The organism is Gordonia sp. NPDC003429 (assembly GCF_053588575.1).
The window spans coordinates 199,372-224,457 of sequence record NZ_JBSFQF010000004.1; the positions used below are offsets into that span (position 1 = coordinate 199,372).

Here is a 25,086-nt window from a genome sequence, read left to right on the forward strand (position 1 = left end):
TCACGACAGCACTAGCCGGGTTCGGCTCGACTCCAACGACGTCGTACAGCTTCCGCGGCGGCACTCCGGGCATGGCACCCTTCGGCTAACTCAACAGCCGCATCCGCACCGACGACGGCAGAGAAGTGAAGACCGTCGTCATCGGCCCCGAGCGCGGCCACTGGGTCACTTGGATGTTCGAGCGCTACGCCACCGGCGAGTGGACAGCCGGAATGATCAAGGACGAGTTCGACAAGCGCGGCGTGACCACCGTGACCCGGCCGAATCGCCCCAGCCGGCCGATCGCGCACTCGCACATCACGTCGATGCTCCAGAACCGCTACTACACGGGTGCGGTAAGTTCGAAGGTGTCGAGTACCCCGGCAGCCACCCAGCCCTCGTCAGCGAAGCGCTCTTCGCTGAGGTCCAGCGGGTCCGCCAGGCCCGCCACCAGAGCCGCGAGAAGCCGCGTGCACAATCACTATCTGAAGGGCTCGGTCTACTGCGGGCAATGCGGCGAACCGCTCACATTCGAGAAGACCCGCAATCGGGTGGGCACCGTCTACGACTACTTCTACTGCCTCGGACGCCAACGACTCTAGAACGGCTGCACCTTTCGCGCCATCCAAGCGCCACACCTCGAAGACCTCGTGACCGCTCACTGGCAGACCGTGACGCTCAGCCCGAAGCAGACCACCGCGATCCGAGGGCTCGTCCTCGACCACATGCGCGTTCTGCTCCCAGATGCCGCGCAGGCACGACAGGCAGCCTCCGAGCGACTCCAGCAGCTCGAACAAGAGAGCCGCAAGCTACTCGAAGCGTTCTATGCCGACGCAATCGGTACACCGGAGCTCCGCACCGAGCAAGCACGCATCGCAGCCGAGCGTGCGAGCGCAGGCGAAGCTCTGCGAGTTCGATCTCCAGGAATCCCACCTCACCACCAAGCTCGAAGGTTGCCTAGAGCTTCTCGGCAAGGCCTACGAGCATTACCTGTCGGCAGACACCAAGTCGCGCCGTGACCTCAACCAGAGCATCTTCACACACCTCTACGTCCACGTTGACGACATCGTCGCCAGCGACCTGACCCCGGCCTACCAACTGCTCATGAACGACGATCTGGCCGCAACCCTGGCCGCCGAACGGAAGCGGGAGCAGAACAACATCGTTAGAACCAGTGACCTCATCGACGCAACAGAGGTCACCGGAAATGGCTTCAGAGGCGGAGAGACGACCGGGAGGGATTTACCGACCCGCGCCCGTAGAACCGCCCCACACGCCCGAATCCCCGGGTTCCTGACCATCGAACGCCCCAGAGGTGCCATGCCGTGGGAAAAAGAAAGAACCACGGCCCCTGAGGACCGTGGTTCTAACAATCTAACTTTGGTAGCGGGGACAGGATTTGAACCTGCGACCTCTGGGTTATGAGCCCAGCGAGCTACCGAGCTGCTCCACCCCGCGTCGGTGAACACCACGTTACAGGGACGTTCGGCGCAGTTGCAAATCCGTCGCATTCACAGCCCTGAACTGCGCAGACAGCCGCGATCTGGACCGATTCCAAGCTGACGGTGACGCACCTCACGTCTCAATCGGACCGTCCGTACCCGCCTTACGTCACCGGCGGTGGAGAACAATCGCGCGATGCTTCCGTCCAGCGATGAACCAACAGGCATTGTCACATGATTGGTGGGCCGACATATCCCAAAAGCCCGCGTGAAGGGACAGTGATCAATGCCGACGCGCCGCGGAGGCATTCCGGGCGCGATGGAGCGCGCCGCATATTCATCTGCTACGCCGTCGAAGACCCAATTGAGTGTGATTCACATCACAGTCGAGTTACACTACCTGCACCAAGGTCACGGATGAGGAGGCATGCCATGTCAGCCAAACACCATTCCCATCACGAGAGTCACGGCAACCACCCGATGAGCGTCGTCGCGTTCCTGCTGATGCTCGCCGGGTTCGCTCTTGCAGCACTCTGGCTGATATCGATGGCAACCGGCCACACTGCGCCTGCCATCGCGTGCGGGCTGTTGATGGTCGGGGCCTTCGCCGGAGCGGTGGCGATCATGATGACGCTGACCCATCGGCACCACCACAGCCCGGTGCTGCCCGACAACACGCCCGCCGAGACGCGGCGCTACCTCAGCCGTTACCGGGGCTGACGCGTCTGAGCTCCGAGGGGCGCCCGCCCACCTCGATCAGTTCGACGCGGGCAGCGCTTCGTATTGCTGGACGGCCTTGTTCAGCCGGTCGAGCGCGTCACCGTAGGCCTTGAAGTCACCCTTGGTCTGCGCGTCCTTCAACGCGTCGAGGGCAGCGCCGATCTCCTTCACGGCGGCGTCGCGCTGCGGCGTCGACTGCTGGTTACCGTTCTGCTGGGGTTGCACGGGCGGAGCCAACACGGGCTGCCCGTCGTTGCCCACCGACGCCGGGCCGCTCTCGGGCGCGGTGACCTCCGACGGATTGATACCCACCTGGTTGAGGGCATCGGCCACTGTCGCTGCGTAACCCACCCTGGCCTGATCGGTGGCGGCGTTGTAGTACACCAGCACGCGATAGAGCTTGGGGATCGCGGAATCATCCGTCTTGGACTGCGTGTACATCGGCTCGACGTACAACACACCGTTCTGCCCCACCGGCAGCGTGAGCAGGTTGCCGTAGGTCACCTTGGTGGTGTCCTCCACCTGCTTGCGATCCGACGCCACCGGACCGGAGCTCTTCATGTTCTCCTGCGCCTGCTGCGGACCCACGGTCTGTTTGGTGGTGGGCAGCGTCTTCACGGTGATCTTGCCGTAGTCCTCAGGATCGGACGAGGCCGTCATGTACGCGGCAAGGAAGCGGCTGTTGAACCCGTTCATCACCGTCGTCAACTGGAACTGCGACGCGGTACCACCCGGTGCCGCCGCGGTGAAGTAATACGGTGGCTGGCTCAGCCCCTGCTGCGTCGCGTCGTCCTTGGTCGGATCGCTCGGAATCGACCAGAAATCGTTGCTACGGAAGAACGTTCCCGGATCGGAAACGTGGTACCGCGAGAGCAGGGTGCGTTGGATCTTGAACAGATCCTCGGGATAGCGCACGTGCGACTTCAGGTCGGACTGCCGCTCGAATTCGGCGTGCGACTTGACCGTTCCGGGGAACACCTTCATCCATGTCTTGAGCACGGGATCGGATTCGTCGAACTGGTACAGCTCGACCTTGCCGGTGTAGGCGTCGACAGTGGCCTTCACAGAGTTGCGGACGTAGGACACCTGCTTGTTGACCTGACTGCGGCCGGTTTGCCCGCGATTGAGGTCCTGCGCGTCAGATGTGGCGTCCTGCAACGACATCCGCTGCGCGTACGGGTAGGTCGCCAGAGTGGTGTATCCGTCGACGATCCACTTGATCGAGCCGTCGGCCATCACCGCCGGATACGTCTTGGAATCCACCGTCAGCCAGGGCGCCACCTTCTTCACGCGGTCGCGGGGGTCGCGGTTGTAGATGATCCGCGAGTTCGGGTTGATGGCATTGGACAGGAGGATGTTGCGCTCGGTGTACTTGACCGAATACAGCACCCGGTTGAACCAGTTCCCCAGGGAGACACCCGAATCGGCGTCGTAGGTGTAGTTCTTGCCGTCCAGGTCGTACTCGCGGTCTCCCTCGACCGACCCCACGATCGCGTAGTCCGGATCGACCTTGGCGATCATCTCGCCGAAGTAGATGCGGGGCTGGGTCACCCTGATCGGGGCGTTGGCCTTGTACTCGGGGGTCTGGTAGTTCTCCAGGTCGCTGACAGCGAACACCGGCAGGCCACCGCGATCGCTCTCGGCATCCGACGACGCCTCGTCGACGGTGTTGGCCTGCGCGGCGATGAACCCGTTGCCGTGCGTGAACACGGTGTGCTTGTTGATCCAGTTCTGCTGGTTCGCATCGAATTTGCTCGGATCGATCTCACGGGCGGCGACGATGAAGTCGCGCTGCTGCCCGTCGACGGTGTAGCGGTCCACGGCCAGCTGCGTGGGGAAGCCGTAGAAGTTCTTGAGCTTCTGGCGCTGGGTGAACGCGGGCTCGATCACGTTGGGATCGAGGATGCGGATGTTCGACAGCGTCGCCGCGTCGTTGTTCACCGCCACCGGATCGGCCGGCTGCTGGGTCCAGTTGCGTTCATAGACCACGTCTTTGCCGTCGACGATGCCATAGGCGCGCGACGTGGCGTCCATATTGCGCTGGATGTATTCCAGCTCTTTCTGCGCGGCGTTGGGCTTCACCGAGAACTGCTCCATACCCAGCGGCCAGAAGATGCCCATCACCAACGCGGTGAACAGCATGAGCACGGTGGCCAGAGCCGGAATACGCAGATCGCGCAGCACCGCTCCCGCGAAGAACGCCAGGGCACAGATGATCGCGACCACCATCAGGATCAGTTTGGACGGCAGCACCGCGTTGATGTCGGTGTAACTCGCTCCGGTGAAGATCTCCTGTTTGCGCTGACTCGACAGCAGCGAATAGCGGTCGAACCAGTACGACACGGCTTTGAGCAGAAGAAACGTGCCGGCGAGGACGGCGAGCTGGATGCGGGCCGAATTGGTGATGGAGTTGCCGCCGCCGCCGAGACGGATGCCGCCGAACAGGTAGTGGGTGACGAGGTTGGCGAAGAACGCGATCACCACGACGACGAACAGCAGGTTGAGCAGGAATCGATAGAACGGCAGGTCGAAGGCGTAGAAGCCGACGTCGAGACCGAATTGCGGGTCCCGCTGGCCGAAGTCGGTGCTGTGCAGGAACGTCTGCACCGTGGCCCACGATCCCTGGGCGACGAGAGCGAAGATCAGACCGATGATGATCGGGGGAACCAAGGCGTACCAGCGCAGATGCCCCATGATCGAGGCGCGGTAGCGGGCCAGCGGATCGTTGGGTCCGCTGGCGGGCACGAACACCGGGCGCGACCGGTAGGCCAGCGCGATGGCACCGAAGATGATGAGGCCGGTGACGATTCCGGCGATGACGAACAGCACCACCCGGGTCCACATGATGGTCGAGAACACCCGGGTATAGCCCAGGTCGGAGAACCACAGCCAGTCGGTGATGATGCCGACGAGCCGGGGCCCCACCAACAGCAGCACCAGTATTGCGACGCCCACACCGATGGCGATCTTGCTTCTGCGCGACAGTGTCGGCATGCCAGCCGGCCCGCGAACGCCCACCTATCCACTCCCAAAACGCTCATTCCGGGCATGCCCGGTCGGATCACACCTGCCTCAAGGCGCGACAGTGGCCACCACTCTACTGGCAGCCGGTCGGAGACCTCGCCGCGCTGTGAGCCTTGCGCCACGCCCGTCAACCTCGCGCCACGCCCGTGCAACTCTGACGCACTCACAACGCGGACGACGACCGGCCGGTTCCCGGCGTGGGGTGAGCGCAGCACCAACCGGCGGGCATGATGGGGTCGGTGACCGACTCCCACACCGACGTACCCCTGAGCAGCGATGATCTCGGCAGGGCGCTGCGCGACATCCTCGACTACGCCGATCCGCTCGGCTGGAATCGGCCGCCGGAGTTGTTCGCGCTGGTGACCACGGCCTTTCTCGCCGCTGAGCACCCCGAACTGGTCGATCCCGACGACGAGTCGGCGCTGAGCCCCATTGCGCAGGAGCCGCTCGAAGTGGCCGGCGGGGATGAGCCGTACGCGCAGTTGGAGGAGGTTCTGGCGACCACGTCGTGGCCGCAGGCGGTCGCCGGCGCCGCGCTCGTGCTCGAGATCGTGGTGCTACCTCCCGACGCAGAATCGGACCTGGACTCGGCGTTCGAGCCACTACTCGCCGATCCCGCTGCCGCCGAGTCGGCCGCCCGCACCGCTGCCCGGACACACCCGCAGAGCCGCGTCGCGCGAGTCGCCGTCGGCGCGATGCGATCTGGACCGCGTCTGGCGCTGATGCGGTTGCAGCCCGACTCCACCGAGGACGATGCAGCGCCGATGGAGATACTCACCCATCCGCAGCTCGCCGCCACCCTGCAGGAGGCGCTGGCCGCGACTCTCGACGCCGACTGACAGCCCGCGCCGGCGTGGTCAGGACATGCCGGTCTGCGCGTGCGTGATCAGCGGAGGGCGTGGTCAGCAGTGCGGGCGTGGTCAGCAGTGCGGGGCCGAACGCCCGGCGGTCACGTCGTCGAGTGCGGACACCGCCGAGTTGATCGTGTCCACCTTGACCAGTTGCAGCCCGTCGGGGGCGTCGGACGTGGCCTCGGCACAGTTGGCCGCCGGCACCAGGAACACCGTCGCACCAGCGTCTCGTGCCGCGCGTGTCTTGTGGGTGATACCGCCGATCGGTCCCACCTCGCCGTCGTCGGCGATGGTGCCGGTTCCGGCAATGAACTTGCCGCGGGTCAGTTCACCGGTGCTGAGCCGGTCCACCACCGCGAGTGAGAGCATCAGTCCGGCGGACGGACCGCCGATATCGCCCACGTTGTAGCTGATCCGCAGCGAGGGGTCGGCATTGACCACCTCCGGCGTCACACCGACGTAGGCGACGTTCTTGTCGTCGGGTCTGGCACCCGCGGTGACCGTGACCGACTGCGGCGCACCCGCGCGGATGATCTCCATCGGGATCTCCGCGCCGGGCTTCTGTTTGCGGACCGCGTCTTGCATCTGTTCGGAAGTCGACACCTCGGTGCCGGCCACCCGCAGCAGCTGATCGCCGGGTCGCAGCACCTTCGCGGACGGGCCGTCGGCGGCCACCGACTCCACCACCAGCTTGGTGGGACGGTTCAGGTAGCGCAGCGCGGCGGCCGTCGCCGTGCTCTCCGACCCCGACATCTCCTGCTGATTCTGTTCGCGGACCTGCTCGTTGGTCTGATCCGGCGGGAACAGCTGCTCGCGCGGCTGCACGGTGTAGGTGCCCGACATCCAATACTGAAGCGTGTCGAACAGTGTGAGCCCGTCGTTGACCGACACGGTGGTCAGATTCAGGTTGCCGGTGGTGGGGTCGGTGGTCGCGCCCTGGATGTCGACGACCGGTTTGCCGTCGAGCGTGCCGAGAGTGTTCACCGTGGGACCCGGTCCCAGCGCCACGTACGGCACCTGGACGGTGGTGCCGAGCACGATGAGCGTGAGAAGCAGCAGTGTGGTGACGGCGATGGTCGCGATGCGACGGAAATGGGGCTGCGCCGTCCATGCGTGCCCTGTCATTCCGACCACCATAATCGACGTGGGCGACGATGCCGCCACACCTGGTTGAGCCCGCTATGCTCAAGGCGAACGTCGAGGCGCCGTCGCGCCGACATCTGGGCGGTACCGTGGAGTCATGACTGATTTGCCCTTCGGCTTCTCACCGTCCTCCGGCGGCGACGACGGTGACGACCGTGACAAGAAGCGCGACGGCTCGGGCGGCGAGAACCCCGGCAGCGGCGGTGCCGGCGATCAGAATCCCTTCGGCTTCGCGCTCGGCGGTGAGGGTTTCGACCCCGCGTCGTTCGACCCCGCCGCGCTTGGCCAGATGTTCACCCAGCTCGGCAGCATGTTCAGCGGCATGGGTTCGGGTGGGTCGTTGGGTTTCGGCGGTGGCGGCGCTGCGGCCGGGCCGGTCAACTACGAACTCGCCGCGAACCTGGCGCGTCAGCAGATCGGCAACTTCACCCCGGTGCTCGAGAAGGAGAACAACGCCGTCGCCGACGCCGTCCGGCTCGCCGAGGTGTGGCTCGACGAGGCCACCACGCTGCCGTCGGGGGTCCGCAAGGCCGTCGCCTGGACCCCGGTGCAATGGCTCGAGCAGACCATGCCCACCTGGAAGGGCCTGTGCAACCCGGTGGCACAACAGCTTTCGCGCACCTGGGAGAACAGTTTGCCCGCCGAGGCGGCACAGTTCGCCGGGCCGATGATGGGCATGCTCACCCAGATGAGCGGGATGGCGTTCGGCACCCAGTTGGGTCAGGGGCTCGGTCAGCTCGCCAAGGAGGTGCTCACCTCCACCGACATCGGACTGCCGCTCGCCCCCGAGGGCGAGGCGGTGCTGTTGCCCGAGGCCATCGCCACCTTCGCCGACGGACTCGAACAGCCCGCACAGGAGATCGTCGTCTTTCTCGCCGCCCGCGAGGCCGCCCACGTGCGCCTGTTCACCCATGTGCCGTGGCTGCGACAGCGACTGCTGTCCACGGTGGAGGAGTACGCGCGCGGAATCACCATCGACTTCTCCGGTATCAACGACCTCACCAGCAGTATCGATCCGGCCGAGTTGTTCTCCGACCCGTCGAAGCTCGAGGAACTGATGAGTTCGTCGGCGTCCTTCGAGCCGACCACCACCCCGGAGCAGAAGGCCGCCCTCAACCGGCTGGAAACGCTGCTCGCGTTGATCGAGGGATGGGTGGAACAAGTGGTCTCCCAAGCACTTTCGGATCGGATACCGAGCACCGCGGCGCTCACCGAGACGATGCGCCGTCGTCGCGCATCCGGTGGCCCGGCCGAGCAGACCTTCGCCACCCTCGTCGGGCTCGAGTTGCGCCCGCGTAAGGTCCGGGAGGCCTCGGCGCTGTGGCGCTCGTTGCTCGAGGCCGGCGACGTGGCCACCCGTGACGGCGTGTGGGCACACCCCGACCTGATGCCCGACGGCGAGGATCTCGATCAGCCGGCCGGCTTCATCGACCGGGTGATCGGTGGCGATGTCAGCACGTTCGACGATCCGATCGCCGAACTCGAGCAGACCCTCGCCGACGAGCGGGCGGCACGCTCGGATGCGTCGGCGCCCGGCACCTCCGACAGCGCCGCCACCGATAACGGCGCGCAACCCGACTCCGACCGTGGGAGCGACGACGACTCGGGCGGCGACCCGACGGAGTAGTCGGCCCACCGGGTATCTGCCGTCGATCTGTGGATAACTCACGGCGGCAGCCCAATCCGAGCCACCGGCCTGGCAGAGTGTGCCCATGGCACAGCCTGGGCACCCACCTCGTGGTTCGACGCCGGCCAGCAGACTCACGGGTACCTTGCCCGTCCTCGTACCGGGAACGGTGGTGCTGCTGCGACCGGGCAACCGCATCCAGCTCGGCACCGACCCCGAGCACGCGCTCGTCATCGAACTCGATCCAGCGGTGTCGGCCCGTCGTGTCGCCGGTCTGCTCGATTCGCTGACGCAGCCGCGCCACCGCCGTGAGGTGGGCGCCGAACTGGCGTCCACCGGCCTCACCTGGCCCGAGCTGGACGTGCTGCTCGCTCAGCTCGTCGCGCTGGGACGAGCACGCACCACCGGACAGGGGGATCGCACCGATGCCACCCGGCTCAGACGCATCCGCGTGCACGGTCCCGGACCGCTGGCCCACCAGGTCTCCGGGTCGCTGGCCGACGCCGGATTCGTCGTCACGCGCTCGGCGCAACGGCCGACTCACCACGCGGTGGGACGCTCGGCCGATCTGGTGATCCTCACCGACTACCTGGTGCACGACCCGATGGTGGTCACGGGGCTGCACGCCTCGGGCACCCCGCACCTACAGGTGCGGATGCGCGATGGCGTCGGCATCCTGGGACCACTGGTGCTGCCCGGTCTCACCAGCTGCCTGGGCTGCGTCGACCTACATCGCGCCGACACCGACCCCGCGTGGCCGGTGGTGGCGGCGCAGCTCGTGCGGGTGAGCGGGCACGGCAGTGCGGCGGCTGTGCGCGCGACCGCCGCACTCGTCCACGAGAACGTCGAGCGACTCGCCGTCGCCATCCGGACGGCCGACTCCGCGGCCACTCCCCTCCTCGTCGACCACACCGTCGAACTGCACACCTCCACCCTGCGCATTGTCGTCAAGCGGTGGTCACCGCATCCGCTGTGCAGGTGCCGGTCTCAGCCGATCGCAGGCTGAACGCTCACCGGGAGCACAGCTACGGTCATCTATCCTGTACGAGGAAAGGACGTTATGACCGACATCACGCGTGGCCAGCACCGACGCAACGCTCGGCTCGCGTCGCTACCGATCGGCATGGCGGGGCGCGCAGCCGCGGGCATCGGCAAACGCATGGTCGGCAAGGACAAGGACGAGATCAACCAGGAGCTGATGGAGAAGGCCGCCGAGCAGCTCTTCTCCGTGCTCGGTGAACTCAAGGGCGGCGCGATGAAGGTCGGCCAGGCCATGTCGATCATGGAGGCCGCCATCCCCGACGAGTTCGGCGAACCGTTCCGCGAGGCACTGACCAAACTGCAGGCCGAGGCACCGCCGCTGCCCGCCGATCGGGTGCACAAGGTGCTCGACCAGCAGCTCGGCACCCGGTGGCGCGAGCGTTTCCGCGAGTTCTCCGACACGCCCGCCGCCTCGGCCAGTATCGGCCAGGTACACAAGGGCATCTGGGCCGACGGCCGCGAGGTGGCCGTCAAGGTGCAGTATCCCGGAGCCGACCAAGCCCTCAAGGCGGACCTCAAGACGTTGTCGCGGATGTCGGGGATGATCCAGAAGCTTTCCCCGGGTACCGACGTGAAATCGATGATGGACGAGCTCATCGACCGCACCGAGGCCGAGCTGGACTATCTAGGTGAGGCCGACAACCAGCGCGCCTTCGCCAAGGCCTTCGACGGCGACCCCGACTTCGTGGTTCCCAAGGTGGTGGCCAGCGCCCCGAAGGTGGTGGTGTCGGAATGGCTCGACGGCACACCGTTGTCGAGGATCATCACCTCCGGCGATCAAGCGACCCGCAACGAGGCCGCGGCACGGATGGCGACCTTCGAGGTCTCCTCGCCGTTCCGGGTGGGTCTGTTGCACGGCGACCCGCATCCCGGCAACTTCTTCATCACCGACGACGGCCGTTTCGGGGTGCTCGACTTCGGCGCCGTCGGCCACTATCCCAACGGTCTGCCGCCGGAGACCGGTCCGATCCTGCGGCTCGCGCGTGACAAGGAGTACGACGAACTCAAGGAACGCATGATCGAGGCGGGATTCATCCTGCGTTCTCGTGCCGATCGGGTCACCCCGGCCGACATCGAGGCCTACCTCAAGCCGTACGTCGATCCGCTGTACACCGAGTCGTTCCATTTCAGCCGCAAATGGCTGCAACGGGCAGCCGGTCACGCCACCGACGTACGGGGCGACGTGTACAAGACCTCGCGAAACCTCAACGTGCCCAAGCAGTATGTGATGGTGTTCCGAGTTCTCGCCGGGTGCGTCGGCATCGCCAGCCAGCTCGACGCGGAAGCACCCTACCGGGCCATCATGGAGAAGTGGGTGCCGGGGCTGGCCGACTGAGTGTCGCGAGACCGCGCGGGTCGTCGAATCTGCGGGCGGCAGCAGCGGCGTCAGCGTCCCACAATCCGCGGGGTGAACTGTCCGGCACACCGGGCAGACACACGGCCGACGCGCGCCTCGCCGTAATGGCCGACGACAACCGGCTCGTCGTCGGTATGCGCGCGTCGACCGCGATCAGCGGGACGACGCCGGCGCATTGGCCGGAAAACCCTTCACAGTTGGGTTTTCCGGCCACCGGAACGACCTCGACGCGTGACATGTCAGGCTGCGTTCTTGCGCGGGCGACCTCGCGGACGCTTCCGTGCGATCACCGCGCCGCGCTCGAAGATCTCGCCGCCCCACACTCCCCAGGGCTCGGCGCGGTCGAGGGCCGCGGCCAGGCACTGGGCCCGCAGCGGGCACTCGGTGCACAGTGCCTTGGCGCGTTCGAGATCACGGGGGTCTTCGGCGAACCACAGGTCGGCGTCGGATTCCTGGCAGGGCAGGCTCGTCCGGGTCACCGACGTGCGGTCCGCCGGGATACACGATTCGGTGACGGAGAGGATGTCAGTGCATTCGACTGTCATGGGGTTGCTCCACATCTTGTTCGAGGTTGTCGTTGGTGTCGGAGACCTCTGACCTCGACGTGATGAGAACCGTTCCCTCCCGAGATGGGGATGGACGTCGATCACGAGAAAGGCCACGGGTCGCCTGTGCGATTCACCCGTGGCCGTGTGGCGTGTCGAAAACCCTCTAGCCGAGAGGTTTTCGGATGTGCACGGGGAACCGCCGGGGCGCTCGCACCAGATGGAAATCGTGAGGTGCGGGCACCGTGTGCGCGGGCGCCGCTACCGCGGGGGCCGCTACCGGTACCGCCGGATGGGCGGCGGCGCGCAGCGGTTGCGCTGCACGCCAGGAGCGATCGCGGACGGGCGCGCAGGGCGCACTCGCGCCGATGCCGGTGGCAATGCTGCCGCTGGCATCGATGCCGGTGTTGATGATGCCGTTCACTGATCCACTCCTTCCGGTGTCGATTTCCATGTGCGAGGGCCGACGACACGCGTGAGCGTGCCGGTGGCTTCCCGTGCTGACCCGAACCACACTAGGTGGTGCGCTCCGGAACGCACAACCTATTTTTGACCTGCGGTTTTGACGACATCGATCACCTCGGCGCCGTACTCGTCGAGTTTGGCTGCACCGATACCGGAGATCGACACCAGCGCAGCCGAATCGGTGGGGCGTTGCTCGGCGATCGCGAGCAGCGTCTTGTCGGAGAACACCACGAAGGCGGGTACCTTCTTCGACGCGGCGCGTTCACGTCGCCACTCCTTGAGCGCGACCAGCAAGCCTTCGTCGAGGTCGGACGGACAGTCGGCGCAGCGACCAAGCAGGGTCGCGGTGGAGTCGATGAGGCGGGACCCGCACACGCGGCAGGTGGGGCCGCGCCGGGGTTTGCGTGTGGAGTCCGGGGCGATCCGGGATGCCGGCGAGTCGTCGGGGACGATGTCGGCGAGGAAGCGCGATCTGCGCCGTGCACGACCACCCTCGTTGCGGGCCACCGCCCATGAGATGTGCAGATGCTCGCGGGCGCGGGTGATGCCGACGTAGAACAGCCGCCGTTCCTCCTCGACCTGTTCGGTCGACGCCTTGATGGCCTGGCTGATGGGCAGGGAGCCCTCGGTGAGACCCACCAGGAACACCGCGTCCCATTCGAGGCCTTTGGCGGCGTGCAGCGACGACAGCGTGACGCCCTGCACCGTGGGTGGGTGCCGGGCCTGCGACCGGGCGGCGAGTTCGGCGACGAGATCGTGCAGGGTGAGTTCAGGGTTTTCGGCCACCATGTCGTCGGCGAGACCCGACAGCGCCCGCAACGACTGCCACCGGGCGCGCGCCTGGGCGCCCGACGGCTCCTCGGCCGTCATGCCGAGTTCGGCCAGCACGGATCCGACGACGGTCGGCACGTCGACGCCGTCGCGGACTCCACGCTCTGCCGCGGCGGCCAGCTGCCGCATTGCCTGCCGCACCTCGGTGCGGGTGAAGAAGGCCTCACCGCCGCGTACCTGGTACGGGATTCCGGCTTCGGTGAGCGCTTGCTCGTGGTTCTCCGATTGGGCGTTGATCCGGTAGAGGATCGCGATCTCCGATGCCGGCACACCGTTGGCGATCAGCCGCGTGATCGCGGCCGTCACGCCCGCCGCCTCCGCGGGCTCGTCGTCGTATTCGGTGAACTCCGGTTCCGGCCCGGAGGGCCGTTGACCGACCAGTTGCAGCCGGGTTCCGGCGATGCGCCCGCGACCGGCGCCGATGACCCGGTTGGCCAGGCTCACCACCTCCGGTGTGGACCGGTAGTCGCGTTCGAGGCGGACCACCGAGGCCTCGGGGAATCGTCGGCCGAAGTCCAGCAGGTAGCGGGGTGTGGCGCCGGTGAAGGTGTAGATGGTCTGATTGGCGTCGCCGACCACGGTGAGATCGTCCCGGGCACCCAGCCAGGCGTTGAGCAAGCCCTGCTGCACGGGTGTCACGTCTTGGTATTCGTCCACCACGAAGCAGCGGTAGCGGGACCGGAACTCCTCGGCCAGTCCGGCATCGGACGCGAGGATCTGGGTCATGTAGATCAGCAGGTCGTCGAAGTCGAGGAGACGATCACCGTCGGGTGAGACTTTTGCGTCCTCGTAGGCGGCGTAGACCCGCGCCACCTGCTCGGGCGGTGCGGGAGTGTCGCGCAGGGCCCGGGTGACGGCCTCGGCGTAGCGTTCCGGCTCGATCAGCGACGCTTTGGCCCACTCGATTTCCGACGCCAGGTCGCGGACGGTGTCGGTGGACGTGTCGAGACCTCCACGACGAGCGGCGCGCGAGACCACCGGGAACTTGTTGTCGAGCAGTTCCCATTGCAGCGTGCCGAACGCCCGGGGCCAGAAGTAGCGCAGCTGACGCATCGCCGCCGCGTGGAACGTCTGTGCGGCCACGCCGGGACCCTCGCCCCCGCCGACCCCGAGCGAGCGCAGTCGCGACCGCATCTCGCCGGCCGCGCGCGCGGTGAAGGTCACCGACAGCACCTGACCGGGATTCACCTGGCCGCCGTCGATCAGATACGCGATGCGACGCGTGATGGTGCGGGTCTTACCGGTGCCCGCACCGGCAAGCACACACACCGGGCCGCGCGGCGCGGTGACCGCGGCACGCTGTTGGGGATCGAGGCCGTCGAGAATCGACCGATCGCGGCGCGAGCGGGTACTGGTGGGCGGAGATTCGGGCACGGGTTCCACTATCGCACCCGCCTCCGACGCTGTTCGTCCGCCGCGGGCGGTCTGTGGATGACCCGGGATGACCGGCTGATCAGACGCCCAGCTTGGCCTTGACGTCGGCGATCGACGGATTGGTGGCGGTGGTGCCGTCGGCGTAGCGGACCGTGGGTACCACGTGATTGCCGCCGTTCACACTGCCGACGAACTCGGCCGCGTCCGGGTTGAGTTCGATGTCGACCTCCTGCCAGCTGACGCCGAGGCTCCGCAGACCGGTCTTCAGGCGGCTGCAGTACCCGCACCAGCTCGTGGTGTACATCGTCAGCTCACCGGTGTCGGACAATCGGCCGGACGCGTCGTCGTCGATCACATTGCTCATGGGTGCTGTAACAACGAGGAGCCGGTCGGTGTTCCGACCCAGTGCTGATGGAGCTCCCGCGTTGGTCGAGCTGCCACCGCTGGTCGAGCCGCCACCGCTGCTCGAGCCGCCACCGCTGGTTGAGCTTGTCGAAACCACTCGAACGCGAATACAACTGGGACGTATACGCGCGGCAACGACAATTATTGTCGCCGCCTCGCACAGCCGTCCCATCTGTATCACCACCGACGGGCCGGGAGTGATCTCGACAAGCTCGATCGGCGGCGGGCAAGCTCGATCAGCGGCGGGGCAGGCTCGATCGGCGGGAAGGCACGCTCGACGCGGATGTGGGCACGCTCGACGCGGATGTGGGCACGCTCGACTACGAAGTGGGCACGCTCGACTCGTGAGGCCCGCGTGCCCATGCAGTGATCAGGGCATGTGCGATCGAAATCGATCCCGGTAACAACAGGCGCGGAGGCGGTCCGTCGTGGTCGACGGGGGTCACGCCGCGCACCCATTCGTTGCCGTGATCGAGGGCCTCGCGCACCTCGTCGCGATGAAACCACTGCGCGTCGCCGATCTCTCCGTCCAAAAAACGTAACGGTTCGTCGGGATCACCGACCGCCGAGAACCCCAGCATCAGCGACCGCGGGAACGGCCACGGCTGACTGCCGAGGTAGCGCGCATCACGCACGGTGATGCCGACTTCCTCGTGCACCTCACGGATCACGCACTGTTCCAACGATTCTCCGGGCTCGACGAAGCCGGCGAGAGTGGAATACCAGTGCTCGGGCCACACCGACTGCCGGCCGAGCAGGATACGGTCGGCGCCGTCGTGGACCACGGTGATGATGGCCGGATCGGTGCGCGGGAATTCGTCGGCACCGGTCACGGTATTGCGTCGCACCCAGCCTGCGCGCGCCGGCGCGGTGGGGTTGCCGTCCACGGGTGAGAAGCCGGCCGACGTGTGCCAGTTCAGCAGGCCCAATGCGGTGGCGAGCAGACCGGCCTCGTCCGGATCGAGGCGGTGCGCCCCGCGACGGGGGTCCTGGGTGGGTCCGTCGGCATCGTCGGTGCGCAATGCCCAGAGGTCGGTGTGGGTATGCGCCAGGAACACCGCGTCGGCGGGCGGGTCGTCGGCCACTTCGGTCGAGCGCACCCAGCGCAGCGCGCCGTCGGCGGTCACCGGGTATCGGCCGGAACCGTCGATCCGCAACACCAGGGCGGTGGGCCACCCCGAACGGATGCGGTCGGGCTGGTCGCGGATCTCGTCGGCACGGTCAAAGGTGGCGCGGGACAACAACGGTGGACTGTCGAACACGAACTCGGCCATGTGAAACTTTCTACTCCCCGGTCAGTCCTACTCCCCGGCCAGTCCTACTCCCCGGTCAGTCCTACTCCCCGGTCAGTCGCCCGACTGCCCCTTGCGTACGTAGAGAAGCCGGTCACCGGCCTCAATCTGTTCGACCTCCATGTCGTCCACCCGGTGCAGCACTCCGTTACGAACAACGCCGAGCACGATGTCGTGGGTGTGCGCGGGAGATCCGCCGGTCTCGGTGGGATCCACCTCGCGTTCGGCGATGGCGTAGCCGGCGTCGGGCGTCAGCAGGTCTTCGATCACCTCCACCACCGACGGCGTCATGGTGGCGATTCCCAACAGCCGTCCCGCGGTCTCCGAGGACACCACCACCGAGTTGGCGCCCGATTGCCGCATCAGGTGGGTGTTCTCGGATTCGCGAATGGAGGCGACGATCTTGGCGCGCGGGTTCAGTTCGCGGGCGGTGAGCGTCGCGAGGACAGCGGTGTCGTCACGGTTGGTGGCCACCACGATGCTCGCTGCGTGCGCGACACCGGCCAGCCGCAACACGTCGGACTTGGTGGCGTCGCCACGCACGGTGACCAGACCGTCGGATTCGGCGGCTTCGAGCACCCCGGTGTCACTGTCGACCACCACGATGTCGGCCGGCTTGATGCCGTCGCCGATCATCGCGTCGACGGCGGTGCGTCCCTTGGTGCCGTAACCGATCACCACGGTGTGGTTGCGCAAGTTGTTCCTCCAGCGCTGGATCTTGAGTGCCTGCCTCGACCGTTCGGTCAGCACCTCGAGCGTCGTACCGATCAACACGATCAGGAACAACACGCGCAGCGGGGTGATGATGAGCAGGTTGAGCAGGCGGGCTGTGGGTGTCACCGGTGTGATGTCACCGTAGCCGGTGGTCGACAGCGTCACCGCGGAGTAGTACAGGGAGTCGAGGTAAGAGAGTGGATTCTCCTGTACGTCGCGGTAGCCGTCGCGATCGAGGTACACCAGGGTCGCGGTGAAAAAGAGCGCCACGATGGCGAAGATGACGCGCTTGCCGATGGCCCGGCCCGGGCTCTGCTGCAGTTCGGGGATGCGGACCACACCCACCAGGGCGTAGTCGGGGCCCTCGGACAAATCGGAGCCACCCCATCGGCGCCGGAACCGGCGGGCCGCCATCAGTCCGGCCACCGGCATTGGCTGCCGGCGTGCTGGACGCCGGACGATGGATGCATCACAGAGTGGAATCTAACCCATCGGGTGCCACCCAGCCCATCAGACCGCCGTGGCTCATGGTGCGAGGAGCGCGGCGAGCGCGGCACGATCGGGTAGCTCGTCGGGCTCGAGGGTGAAACCCGAACGCACGTAATGGAATGCCGCGCGCACACGGTCGGCCGGCACGCCGGCGAGCTGCGCCCAGGCGAGCCGGTAGGCGGCGAGCTGGATGTCGAGCGACGCACGTGCCGACGGTTCGGGGACTACTCCGGTCTTCCAATCGACCACCAGCCAGGAGCCTCCCGGTTCGGCGAACACCGCGTCGATCCGACCACGGATCACGGTGGTGCCGATCACCGTTTCGAAGGGGACCTCGACCTCGCTCGGAGTCCGCGCCGCCCACCGCGACGCCAGGAACGCCTCCCGCAGCGTGTCGAGGTCGGCGTCAGGGGTGGCGGTGGAATCGGCGGCACCGGGGAGTTCGTCGATGTCGAGCAGACGGGTGGCCCCGAACCAGCGTTCCACCCAGGCGTGGAACGCGGTGCCGCGGCGCGCCGTCGGATTGGGCCGGAAGGGAGTCGGCCGACGCAGCCTGCGGGCGAATTCCCGTTCGTCGGTGTCGAGGTCGACGAGCTGACTGACCGACAGATGCGAGGGCAGCGTGACGTCGACCACGGCCTGGTTGCCGCGCCGATGCTCGTCGAGCAGGGCCGCCGCCTCGGCCCGCCACGCGGCGACCTCGTCGGCCGTGCCATCGGCAGCACCGTCGGCGGCTGCGGCGGTCCCGGCGCTCGCCGTGTCGGTGATTGTGGTGCCGGTGCTTGTGGTGTCGAACAGGGCCGGGGCCTCGCGTCGCGAGATGGCGTCGAGCACGAGATCGGCCGCGGCGGTGACCTCGGTGCGACGCCTGCCCAGCCGGTCGAACGGCCACGGTTGGAGCACCTCGAGTTCGGCCAACGGGTTGGTGGCACCGTCGGGCGGGTCGGGGGCGACGACGTCGACCGTCATGCCCGCCGAGTCGAAGTCCGGGTCGGCGATCGATGCGGTGATGATCTCGAGAAGTTCGTCGAAGAAGTCCGACCCGCCGCGGGGCTTGTCCCTCGTTTCCGACCAGTGGTGCGCCGAGATCAGCAGTTCGCGGCGGGCGCGGGTGAGCGCCACATACAGCAGCCGTCGATCCTCCTCGAGCCTGCGTGCGTCGATGTCCTCCTTGTGCTCCAGCAGTGCATCGGCGAACTCCTTGCGGTCGCCGACACCGGAGATGTCGAACACCGGGAAACCCTCGCCGGTCCCGGGTTCGGCGAGGTCGCCGCGCAGGGGGCCGGGCAGTTCCTTGGCGCTGCGCAGCCAGGTGGTGTCGGCCTTGCCGCCGGGGAAGATGCCGTCGGCGAGATGTGGAATGGCCACCACGTCCCATTCGAGTCCCTTCGCGGCGTGCACGGTCAGGATCTGCACTCGCTGTTCGGCCACCTCCACCCGACCGGGTTCGAGTCCCTTCTCGATGGTCTCGGCCGCCTCCAGAAAGGCCAGCAGCCCGGGCAGGTTGGCGCCCGGACGCTCCGCATAGTGCGTGACATACTCCGCGAACGCGTCGAGATGTTCACGGCCACTGATGGATCCGCGCATGCGGCGGGCACGGATCTGCGCCTCCACGCCGACACCGATGGTGTTCTCCACGTCGGCCACGAGTTCGGGCAGCGGTTGCCCGATACGCCGGCGCAATGATTCGAGCTGGCCGCCCAACGCCCGGATGCGAGCGAATCCCACGTCGCTGTACGCGTCGGGCGGACCGGGATCGACGATGGCGTCGGCGATGCCCGCGCGGTCGACCACCTCGGTCGGCAGCACCGCGTCGAGGGCGGCGTCGAGTTCCTCACGGCTGGTGACCACACCGGTCGCCGCCGCGGCACCCCGGGCCGCCAGCGTGGTGGCGCGCCGCCACAGAGCCGCGATGTCGGCGGCGCCGAGTTGCCAACGCGCACCGGTCAGCAGACGCATCGCCGCGGTGCCCGCCATCGGGTCGGCCATCACGCGCAATGTCGAGACGATGTCCTCGATCTCCGGAACGTGCAACAGCCCACCGATGCCCACCACCTCGGCGGGGATGCCCCGTGCCTCCAGTTCGGCGGCCAACGGCGCCGAATCCTCGTTGCGCCGCACCAGGATCGCCACCGTCGGCGGGTCGGTGCCGTCGCGTTCGGCGTCGCGGTAGCGGCGTTCCACCTGGTCGGCGAGCCAGGCGCGTTCGGTGAGCACGGTGTCGGTGAGGGCGATCGCCACCGTGCCCGCGGGAGCGTCGGGCGCCGGACGCAACACGCTCACCGGGATCCCGCGTCGCCGCAACTCCTCGGACGTCTCGTTGGCCAGGTGCAACGTGTGTGCGGGATTGCGCCAGCTGGTCAGCAATTCCAGCCGCTGAGCCGGGCGACCGTCGGCGCGTGGGAAATCGGTGGTGAAGCGCGGCAGATTGGCCGCCGACGCGCCACGCCAGCCGTAGATCGACTGGATCGGGTCGCCGACCGCGGTGACCGCGATGCCCGTTGCGCGGTCGGTGCCGCCGGGGTGCCGTCCGAACAGGGTGGCCAGAAGAATGCGCTGCGAGTGACCGGTGTCCTGGTACTCGTCGAGCAACACCGCCCGAAATGTCCGGCGTTCGGCGCCGGCCACCTCCGGATGCCGCTGCACCAGTTGCGCGGCCAGCGACATCTGGCTGCCGAAGTCGAGGGCGGACTGCTCACGCATCGCGGCACGCAGGGCGGCGACCATCGGGATGAGTTCGCGCCGTTCGTCGATGACCTCCTGGATCTTGAGCAGTTCCTTGCTGGGATTGGCGCGCTGTCGAGGCCCCTTCGGCAGCACGTCGACCATCGACCGCAGGTCCTCGCCCCAGGCCATCAGGTCGTCGAGTTCGACAAGGTGCTCGGCCATTTCACCGTGCAGTCGCAACACCGCCTCGGTGACCGAGGCGGGCACCTTGGTGGTGTGCAGCGGCCCGGTCCAGGTGGCGACGATGCCGAAGGCGAGCTGCCACAGTTCGGTTTCGCTCAGCAGCGCCGAACCCGGTTCCACCGGCAGCAGCAGACCGTAGTCGGCGATGAGCCGACCCGCGTAGGCGTGGTAGGTGCTGACCTCGGGGTCGGCGCTACGCAACCGCGACGCCAGCGACCCGTCCGGATCCCACCCGATCAGCGCCGGCGACGCGGCGAGCGTCGACAGCCGGCGGCGGATACGGGCACCGAGTTCGCTCGCCGCCTTGCGGGTGAACGTCAGCCCCAGGATCTCGTCGGGCGCCACGATGCCGTTGGCGACGAGCCACACCACCCGCGACGCCATCGTCTCGGTCTTACCCGCGCCCGCACCGGCAACCACCAGGACGGGCTCGGCGGGCGCTTCGATCACCGCCACCTGCTCCGGTGTGGGGTTGGGCAAACCCAGCGCCGCGGCCAGCGACGTCGCCGAGATCAGCGTTGTGCGCGTGAGTGATTCAGTCATCGATCACCGCCTTACCGGGCAGCTGCGCCGGACAGCTGGTGACCAGCGGGCAGTGCCCGCAGCCCGGGTTGGGGGTGGCGTCGAACACCGGACCGATGCTGGCGCGCGCGGCCGACCGCACCACCGTGATCCACTCGTCGAGCAGTTCCGGGGTCAGTGGTTCCTGCGACCGCTCGGCGGCTCCGGTGGACCGGTTCTCGGCCGAGACGTAGACCAGCCGACCGCCGCCGGGTTCCACCCGACCGTCGGACCCGGCGGGAAACCGCGACGACCCGCCATGGGCGAGTGCCACCTGATAGGCGGCGAGCTGCGCGTGCGCCTGTGCGTCGGCGCGGGAGACCGCGGCTTTCGCGGTCTTCACGTCCACCACCACGGGACGGCCCGAGTGATCGGCCTCGAGGCGGTCCACCCGGCCGCGCAACCGCACCGCAGGGTCGTCTCCGTCGGCGGCCACCGTCCCGTCGATCGCGGACTCCACCCCCACCTCCCGCAGGTCATCGCGGGAAAGACGCAGCCACTCACGGAAATTTGTCAGCATGGTCTCCGCGCGGGCAAGTTCGTGCGCCGAGTACCAGGCCGCCCCGGTGTCGACGCGATCCCAGATGCCGCGCAGGGCCGCGGTGACCTCGTCGGGTTCGATGTTGCCCGCAACCGCCTGCACCAGGGTGTGCACCAGGCTGCCCGCGATGGCCGGCGTGCCGTCGGCGTCGCGTCCGCCGTTGCGTTCGAGCATCCACCGCAACGCGCAGGTGGTGAGGTTCTCGATGTTCGACGGCGACAACGTGACCGGCCCGTCGTCGGGCCGCCACAGCGGAGCGTCGGTACTCGGTCCGGCCAAGCCGAACCAATCCCGGGGATGCGCGCCTGGAATATCCGAATCCGCCAGCTGGGCAAGGATTTCGGCTGCAGCACGGGTCCGGTCGTCGGGTGCTGTTCCGGACGCGCCGGCGATCACCACCGACCGCAGCGTCGCGATCAGCGACGGTAACGACAGCACCCGGTCCACGCCCGGATCGAGCGGCAACACCTCGGATATCTCCTCCGGGTGGTGCGCGCCACCGGCCGAGAGCGCCTCGGCGATCTCGGCGACGAATCGCGACGGCGACGCCTCACCACTACCGTCCTCGACCGCGGTGACGAGCAGCCGACGCCGCGCCCGACTGCACGCCACCAGCAGCAACCGGCGCTCGTCGGCCAACGCTCCGGCACTGCGCGCAACATGCCCGACCCCTTCCGGGTCGACACCGTCGAGAATGTCGACGAGGTCGGCGGTGCCCAGCACGCTGCCGCGGCTGCGCAGCGACGGCCACAATCCGTCGAGCACCCCGGGCACGGCCACCACCTCCCATTCGCGACCGGCGGCGGCATGCGCGGACAGCACGGTCACCGAATCCGTTGCCGCGACCGGCGTCCGGCTGTCCCGCGGAATCTGCAACTGCCCGAGATAGTGGACGAACGCGCCCGGCCCGGCGGCAGGCAGGGTGTCGGAGAAGTCGGCGGCCGCCTCGAACATCGCCATCACAGCGTCGAGGTCGCGGTCGGCCTGCTCACCGGCGGGTCCCCCACGCAGTGCCGCGGCCGCCCACCGCCGCTCCAATCCCGTTGCCTGCCAGGCCGACCACAACGTCTCCTCGATCCCGCGATGGGCGCGATGTGTCCGCGCGGCGTCGGCGATCACGTCCAGCACTCGTCGCAACGGTTCGCTCTCGGTGTCGGTGAGCGCGTCGAGATACCCACGTGCCACCTCGGGATCGAGCAGCGCGCGCCGCAGGGAGGTCAGCGAATCACCCTGTGCCGCATCGGTATCGTCGGCACCGGCGGAAACCATGCCGGCTGCGGCCTTTTCGTCCGCACGTCGAATGCCCCGGCGCAGGCGCCGCATCGCCCCGGGGTCGGCGGCACCGATGGGTCCGGTGAGCGCCGCCACGGTGTCGTCGATGGTGAATTCGCCGGCATCGGGGTCGGCGTCGTCGCGCGCGGCGACGGCCCGCATCACGGTCATCAGCGCGATCACCGACCGTTGCCGGTGAATGGGCAGATCGGTGGTGGGGGTGGTGAGCGGCACTCCGGCCGACCGGAACGCGCGACGCAACGCAGGCAACGCGAGGTGCACCGACCGCACGATCACCGCCATCTCCGACCACGCGATCCCGTCGAAGAGATGCGCACGGCGCAGCAGGTCGGCGACCGCGGTGGCCTCCTTGGCCGCCGACGAGAACACGCGTACCGCAGCGCCACCGGCCCCGTCGCCATCGGTCACAGCCCCATCGGTCACCGCCCCACCGCTTACAGCGTCGGAGTGCACCGACTGCGGATACGGATGCGGCCGCGCCCCGGGCAACCGTGCGGCCAGGGCGCGGCCGACCACGCCGATTGAGGGATGCGACCGGAAATCGACGTCGAGCACCACGTCGCGCTGGTCCCCGCGTGCGGCCAGCCGGTCGGCGAAACGGGGGCTCGCCCCGCGGAAACCGAAGACGGACTGATCGGTGTCGGCGGTGATGATCGTGGAGTCGGTGCCGGTGCCGACGAGGCGGACCAGCTCGGCGGCCTGCGGATCGAGGTGCTGGGCATCGTCGACGATCAGGTGGCGAATCCGGGCGCGCTCGGCGCGCAGCAGGTCGGGATCGGTCGCGAACGCCGACAGCGCGGAGCCCACCAGTTCGGCGGCATCGACCGCGGGCGCCGACGCCCCGGGAGTCTCGAGGCCCACGGCACCGCGCAACAGCATGTTCTGCTCGTACTGGGCATACGCGCGAGCCGCAGCCACCCACTCCCGACGCTTGTGGGTGCGTCCGAGCGCCGCGAGTTCCTCGGGGCCCACGCCCCGTTCGGCGGCGCGCATCATCAAGTCGCGCAGCACCTGGGCGAACCCGTCGGTGCCCAGCGCCGGGCGCAGATGCGCCGGCCAGTATTCCGCGCCGTCCTCGATGTCGCCGGCCAGCAGTTCACGCAACACGACGTCCTGCTCGGAGCCGGTGATCAGACGGGGCGGCGGGTTGCCATGGGCGGCAGCCTGCAACCGCAGGATCGCAAAGGCGTAGGAGTGAACGGTGCGCACCAGCGGCTCCCGCAGCGCACCCGTGACCCCGTCACCATGCACACCCCCAGCGCCACCAGCACCATTCACACCGCCACCGGCCAGCACCCGGCGGGTGATCTCCTCGCGCAGTGCGACCGCCGCACGCCTGCTCGCCGCAAGCACCAGGATCGACTCCGGATCGACGCCCGGAGTGCGTAACCGCGCCACCGCGGCATCGCCGACCAGCGACGTCTTTCCCGTACCGGGACCGCCGTGCACGCGCCACGGTCGCCAACCGGGCGCGGTTCCGGTCGCGGGCACCGCGCCGTCGATCACCGCCTGCGCGTCGGTGGCCCACCGTCGCACCCCGAGCCGATCGTCCGACGGCGCGACGAGATGGGCGCGCAACGCCGTGCCGCCCCGTGCCGCCTTCTCGCCCCGCTGCGCACCGCCCGGCCGCGGCGCCCCCGTTCGTCGAGCCACGTGTCCATCGAATCACGCGCCTCCGACACCCTACGATCGGACGATGCCGTCGCTGCACACCTACACCTTCGGGCCCGCGGACGGCCCGGCGGTACTCGCCCTCCACGGCCTCACCGGCCACGGCCTGCGCTGGGCGGACCTCGCCGAGAACCACCTGCCACAGGCGCGCGTGGTCGCACCCGATCTGCTGGGTCACGGACGCTCCCCCTGGCGCCCACCATGGGGATTCTCCGAGCACCTCGACGGTCTCGAGCAGGTGGTCACCGAGTACATTCCCGAGTCGGAATCCTTTGTCTTGCTCGCTCATTCGTTCGGTGGCGCGCTGGCGGTGCGACTGGCGGAGCACCTGGCCGGCCGGGTGCGCGGCATCGTGCTGCTCGATCCCGCACAGGGGCTCGATCCCACCTTTGCGCTCGAGGTGGCCACCGACAGTCTCGACCACTGGGATTATGCCGACGCCGATGCCGCGCGCGCCGCCAAGCGCGCCGAGGGTTGGGGTGAGGTACCCGCGCATCTCCTCGAGCGCGAGATCACCGACCACCTGATACCGCGTCCGCACGGGCGGATGGGCTGGCGGATCAGCGCCGCATCGGTGGCCACGGCGTGGAGCGAACTGACGCGTCCGGTCGTGCTGCCCCCGCCGGGAATCCCGACCGACGTCGTGATCGCCGACCGGGTGGACCCGCCGTTCGTCCGTCCCGCGTTCGTCGCCGCCTGCATCGCCGAACGCCCGCAGGTCCGGTTCCATCACGTCGACTGTGGGCACATGGTGCCGTTCCTGGAGCCCGATCTCTGCGCAGACCTCGTCCGCGCCATGCTGTGACGACCC

The 25,086-nt window shown here is 68.0% G+C and carries 17 protein-coding genes and 1 tRNA gene; 7 read left to right on the forward strand and 11 right to left on the reverse strand.

All coding sequences use genetic code 11. The annotated features are described in order from the left end of the window. The first annotated feature begins 125 nt into the window (after positions 1 to 125). On the forward strand, positions 126 to 581 hold the full coding sequence (locus tag ACWDSI_RS07580) for a recombinase family protein (RefSeq protein ID WP_449756162.1): 456 nt from the start codon (positions 126 to 128) through the stop codon (positions 579 to 581). 779 nt (positions 582 to 1,360) lie between these two features. On the opposite strand, the gene ACWDSI_RS07585 is transcribed toward ACWDSI_RS07580, so the two are convergent. Then, positions 1,361 to 1,437 (reverse strand) — tRNA-Met (locus tag ACWDSI_RS07585). A gap of 416 nt (positions 1,438 to 1,853) precedes the next feature. Here ACWDSI_RS07585 and ACWDSI_RS07590 point away from each other — a divergent pair. Next, positions 1,854 to 2,141 carry a hypothetical protein gene (locus ACWDSI_RS07590; RefSeq protein ID WP_449756163.1) on the forward strand — a complete coding sequence of 96 codons (288 nt, stop codon included), beginning with the start codon at positions 1,854 to 1,856 and terminating at the stop codon, positions 2,139 to 2,141. 36 nt (positions 2,142 to 2,177) lie between these two features. On the opposite strand, the gene ACWDSI_RS07595 is transcribed toward ACWDSI_RS07590, so the two are convergent. Beyond that, entirely contained in the window at positions 2,178 to 5,135 is a 2,958-nt protein-coding gene (locus tag ACWDSI_RS07595; protein ID WP_449756164.1) for a UPF0182 family protein, read from the reverse strand. Positions 5,136 to 5,395: 260 nt separating this feature from the next. On the opposite strand from ACWDSI_RS07595, the gene ACWDSI_RS07600 reads away from it, so the two are divergent. Then, entirely contained in the window at positions 5,396 to 6,004 is a 609-nt protein-coding gene (locus tag ACWDSI_RS07600) for a PPA1309 family protein (protein ID WP_449756216.1), read from the forward strand. Positions 6,005 to 6,085: 81 nt separating this feature from the next. On the opposite strand, the gene ACWDSI_RS07605 is transcribed toward ACWDSI_RS07600, so the two are convergent. Further along, positions 6,086 to 7,141 (reverse strand): YlbL family protein, encoded by a 1,056-nt coding sequence (locus ACWDSI_RS07605; protein ID WP_449756165.1) that lies wholly within the window; start codon positions 7,139 to 7,141, stop codon positions 6,086 to 6,088. Between the two features lie 115 nt (positions 7,142 to 7,256). On the opposite strand from ACWDSI_RS07605, the gene ACWDSI_RS07610 reads away from it, so the two are divergent. The 3 genes from ACWDSI_RS07610 to ACWDSI_RS07620 all read left to right on the forward strand — a co-directional run bounded on the left by ACWDSI_RS07610 (position 7,257) and on the right by ACWDSI_RS07620 (position 11,163). Continuing rightward, positions 7,257 to 8,786, forward strand: coding sequence for a zinc-dependent metalloprotease (locus tag ACWDSI_RS07610; protein ID WP_449756166.1), 1,530 nt, complete (start codon positions 7,257 to 7,259; stop codon positions 8,784 to 8,786). Between the two features lie 145 nt (positions 8,787 to 8,931). Continuing rightward, the gene (locus ACWDSI_RS07615) at positions 8,932 to 9,792 is read left to right on the forward strand and encodes a hypothetical protein (RefSeq protein ID WP_449756167.1); all 861 of its coding nucleotides are present in this window, start codon (positions 8,932 to 8,934) and stop codon (positions 9,790 to 9,792) included. A 54-nt stretch (positions 9,793 to 9,846) separates the two neighbouring features. Beyond that, positions 9,847 to 11,163 carry an ABC1 kinase family protein gene (locus ACWDSI_RS07620; protein WP_449756168.1) on the forward strand — a complete coding sequence of 439 codons (1,317 nt, stop codon included), beginning with the start codon at positions 9,847 to 9,849 and terminating at the stop codon, positions 11,161 to 11,163. Between the two features lie 260 nt (positions 11,164 to 11,423). Here the strand turns inward: ACWDSI_RS07620 and ACWDSI_RS07625 are convergent, their stop codons facing one another. The 8 genes from ACWDSI_RS07625 to ACWDSI_RS07660 form a co-directional block, all read right to left on the reverse strand. Beyond that, positions 11,424 to 11,729, reverse strand: coding sequence for a WhiB family transcriptional regulator (locus ACWDSI_RS07625; protein ID WP_449756169.1), 306 nt, complete (start codon positions 11,727 to 11,729; stop codon positions 11,424 to 11,426). Positions 11,730 to 11,895: 166 nt separating this feature from the next. Beyond that, positions 11,896 to 12,153, reverse strand: coding sequence for a hypothetical protein (locus ACWDSI_RS07630; RefSeq protein WP_449756170.1), 258 nt, complete (start codon positions 12,151 to 12,153; stop codon positions 11,896 to 11,898). Positions 12,154 to 12,272: 119 nt separating this feature from the next. Continuing rightward, positions 12,273 to 14,408 (reverse strand): ATP-dependent DNA helicase UvrD2, encoded by a 2,136-nt coding sequence (locus ACWDSI_RS07635; RefSeq protein WP_449756171.1) that lies wholly within the window; start codon positions 14,406 to 14,408, stop codon positions 12,273 to 12,275. A gap of 70 nt (positions 14,409 to 14,478) precedes the next feature. Next, the gene (locus tag ACWDSI_RS07640; protein WP_449756172.1) at positions 14,479 to 14,763 is read right to left on the reverse strand and encodes a mycoredoxin; all 285 of its coding nucleotides are present in this window, start codon (positions 14,761 to 14,763) and stop codon (positions 14,479 to 14,481) included. A gap of 361 nt (positions 14,764 to 15,124) precedes the next feature. Next, complete coding sequence (gene nudC / locus ACWDSI_RS07645; protein ID WP_449756173.1) at positions 15,125 to 16,078, reverse strand: NAD(+) diphosphatase; 954 nt, start codon at positions 16,076 to 16,078, stop codon at positions 15,125 to 15,127. 72 nt (positions 16,079 to 16,150) lie between these two features. Then, the gene (locus tag ACWDSI_RS07650) at positions 16,151 to 17,224 is read right to left on the reverse strand and encodes a potassium channel family protein (protein WP_449756217.1); all 1,074 of its coding nucleotides are present in this window, start codon (positions 17,222 to 17,224) and stop codon (positions 16,151 to 16,153) included. Between the two features lie 111 nt (positions 17,225 to 17,335). Further along, a complete protein-coding gene (locus tag ACWDSI_RS07655; protein WP_449756174.1) occupies positions 17,336 to 20,752 on the reverse strand; it encodes an ATP-dependent helicase in 3,417 nt (1,138 codons plus the stop codon). Further along, positions 20,745 to 24,257: an ATP-dependent helicase gene (locus ACWDSI_RS07660; protein WP_449756175.1), complete on the reverse strand. Its 3,513-nt coding sequence runs from the start codon at positions 24,255 to 24,257 to the stop codon at positions 20,745 to 20,747. The genes ACWDSI_RS07655 and ACWDSI_RS07660 overlap by 8 nt, the downstream gene beginning before the upstream one ends. Positions 24,258 to 24,300: 43 nt before the next feature. On the opposite strand from ACWDSI_RS07660, the gene ACWDSI_RS07665 reads away from it, so the two are divergent. After that, on the forward strand, positions 24,301 to 25,080 hold the full coding sequence (locus tag ACWDSI_RS07665; RefSeq protein WP_449756176.1) for an alpha/beta fold hydrolase: 780 nt from the start codon (positions 24,301 to 24,303) through the stop codon (positions 25,078 to 25,080). The last annotated feature ends 6 nt before the right edge of the window (positions 25,081 to 25,086 follow it).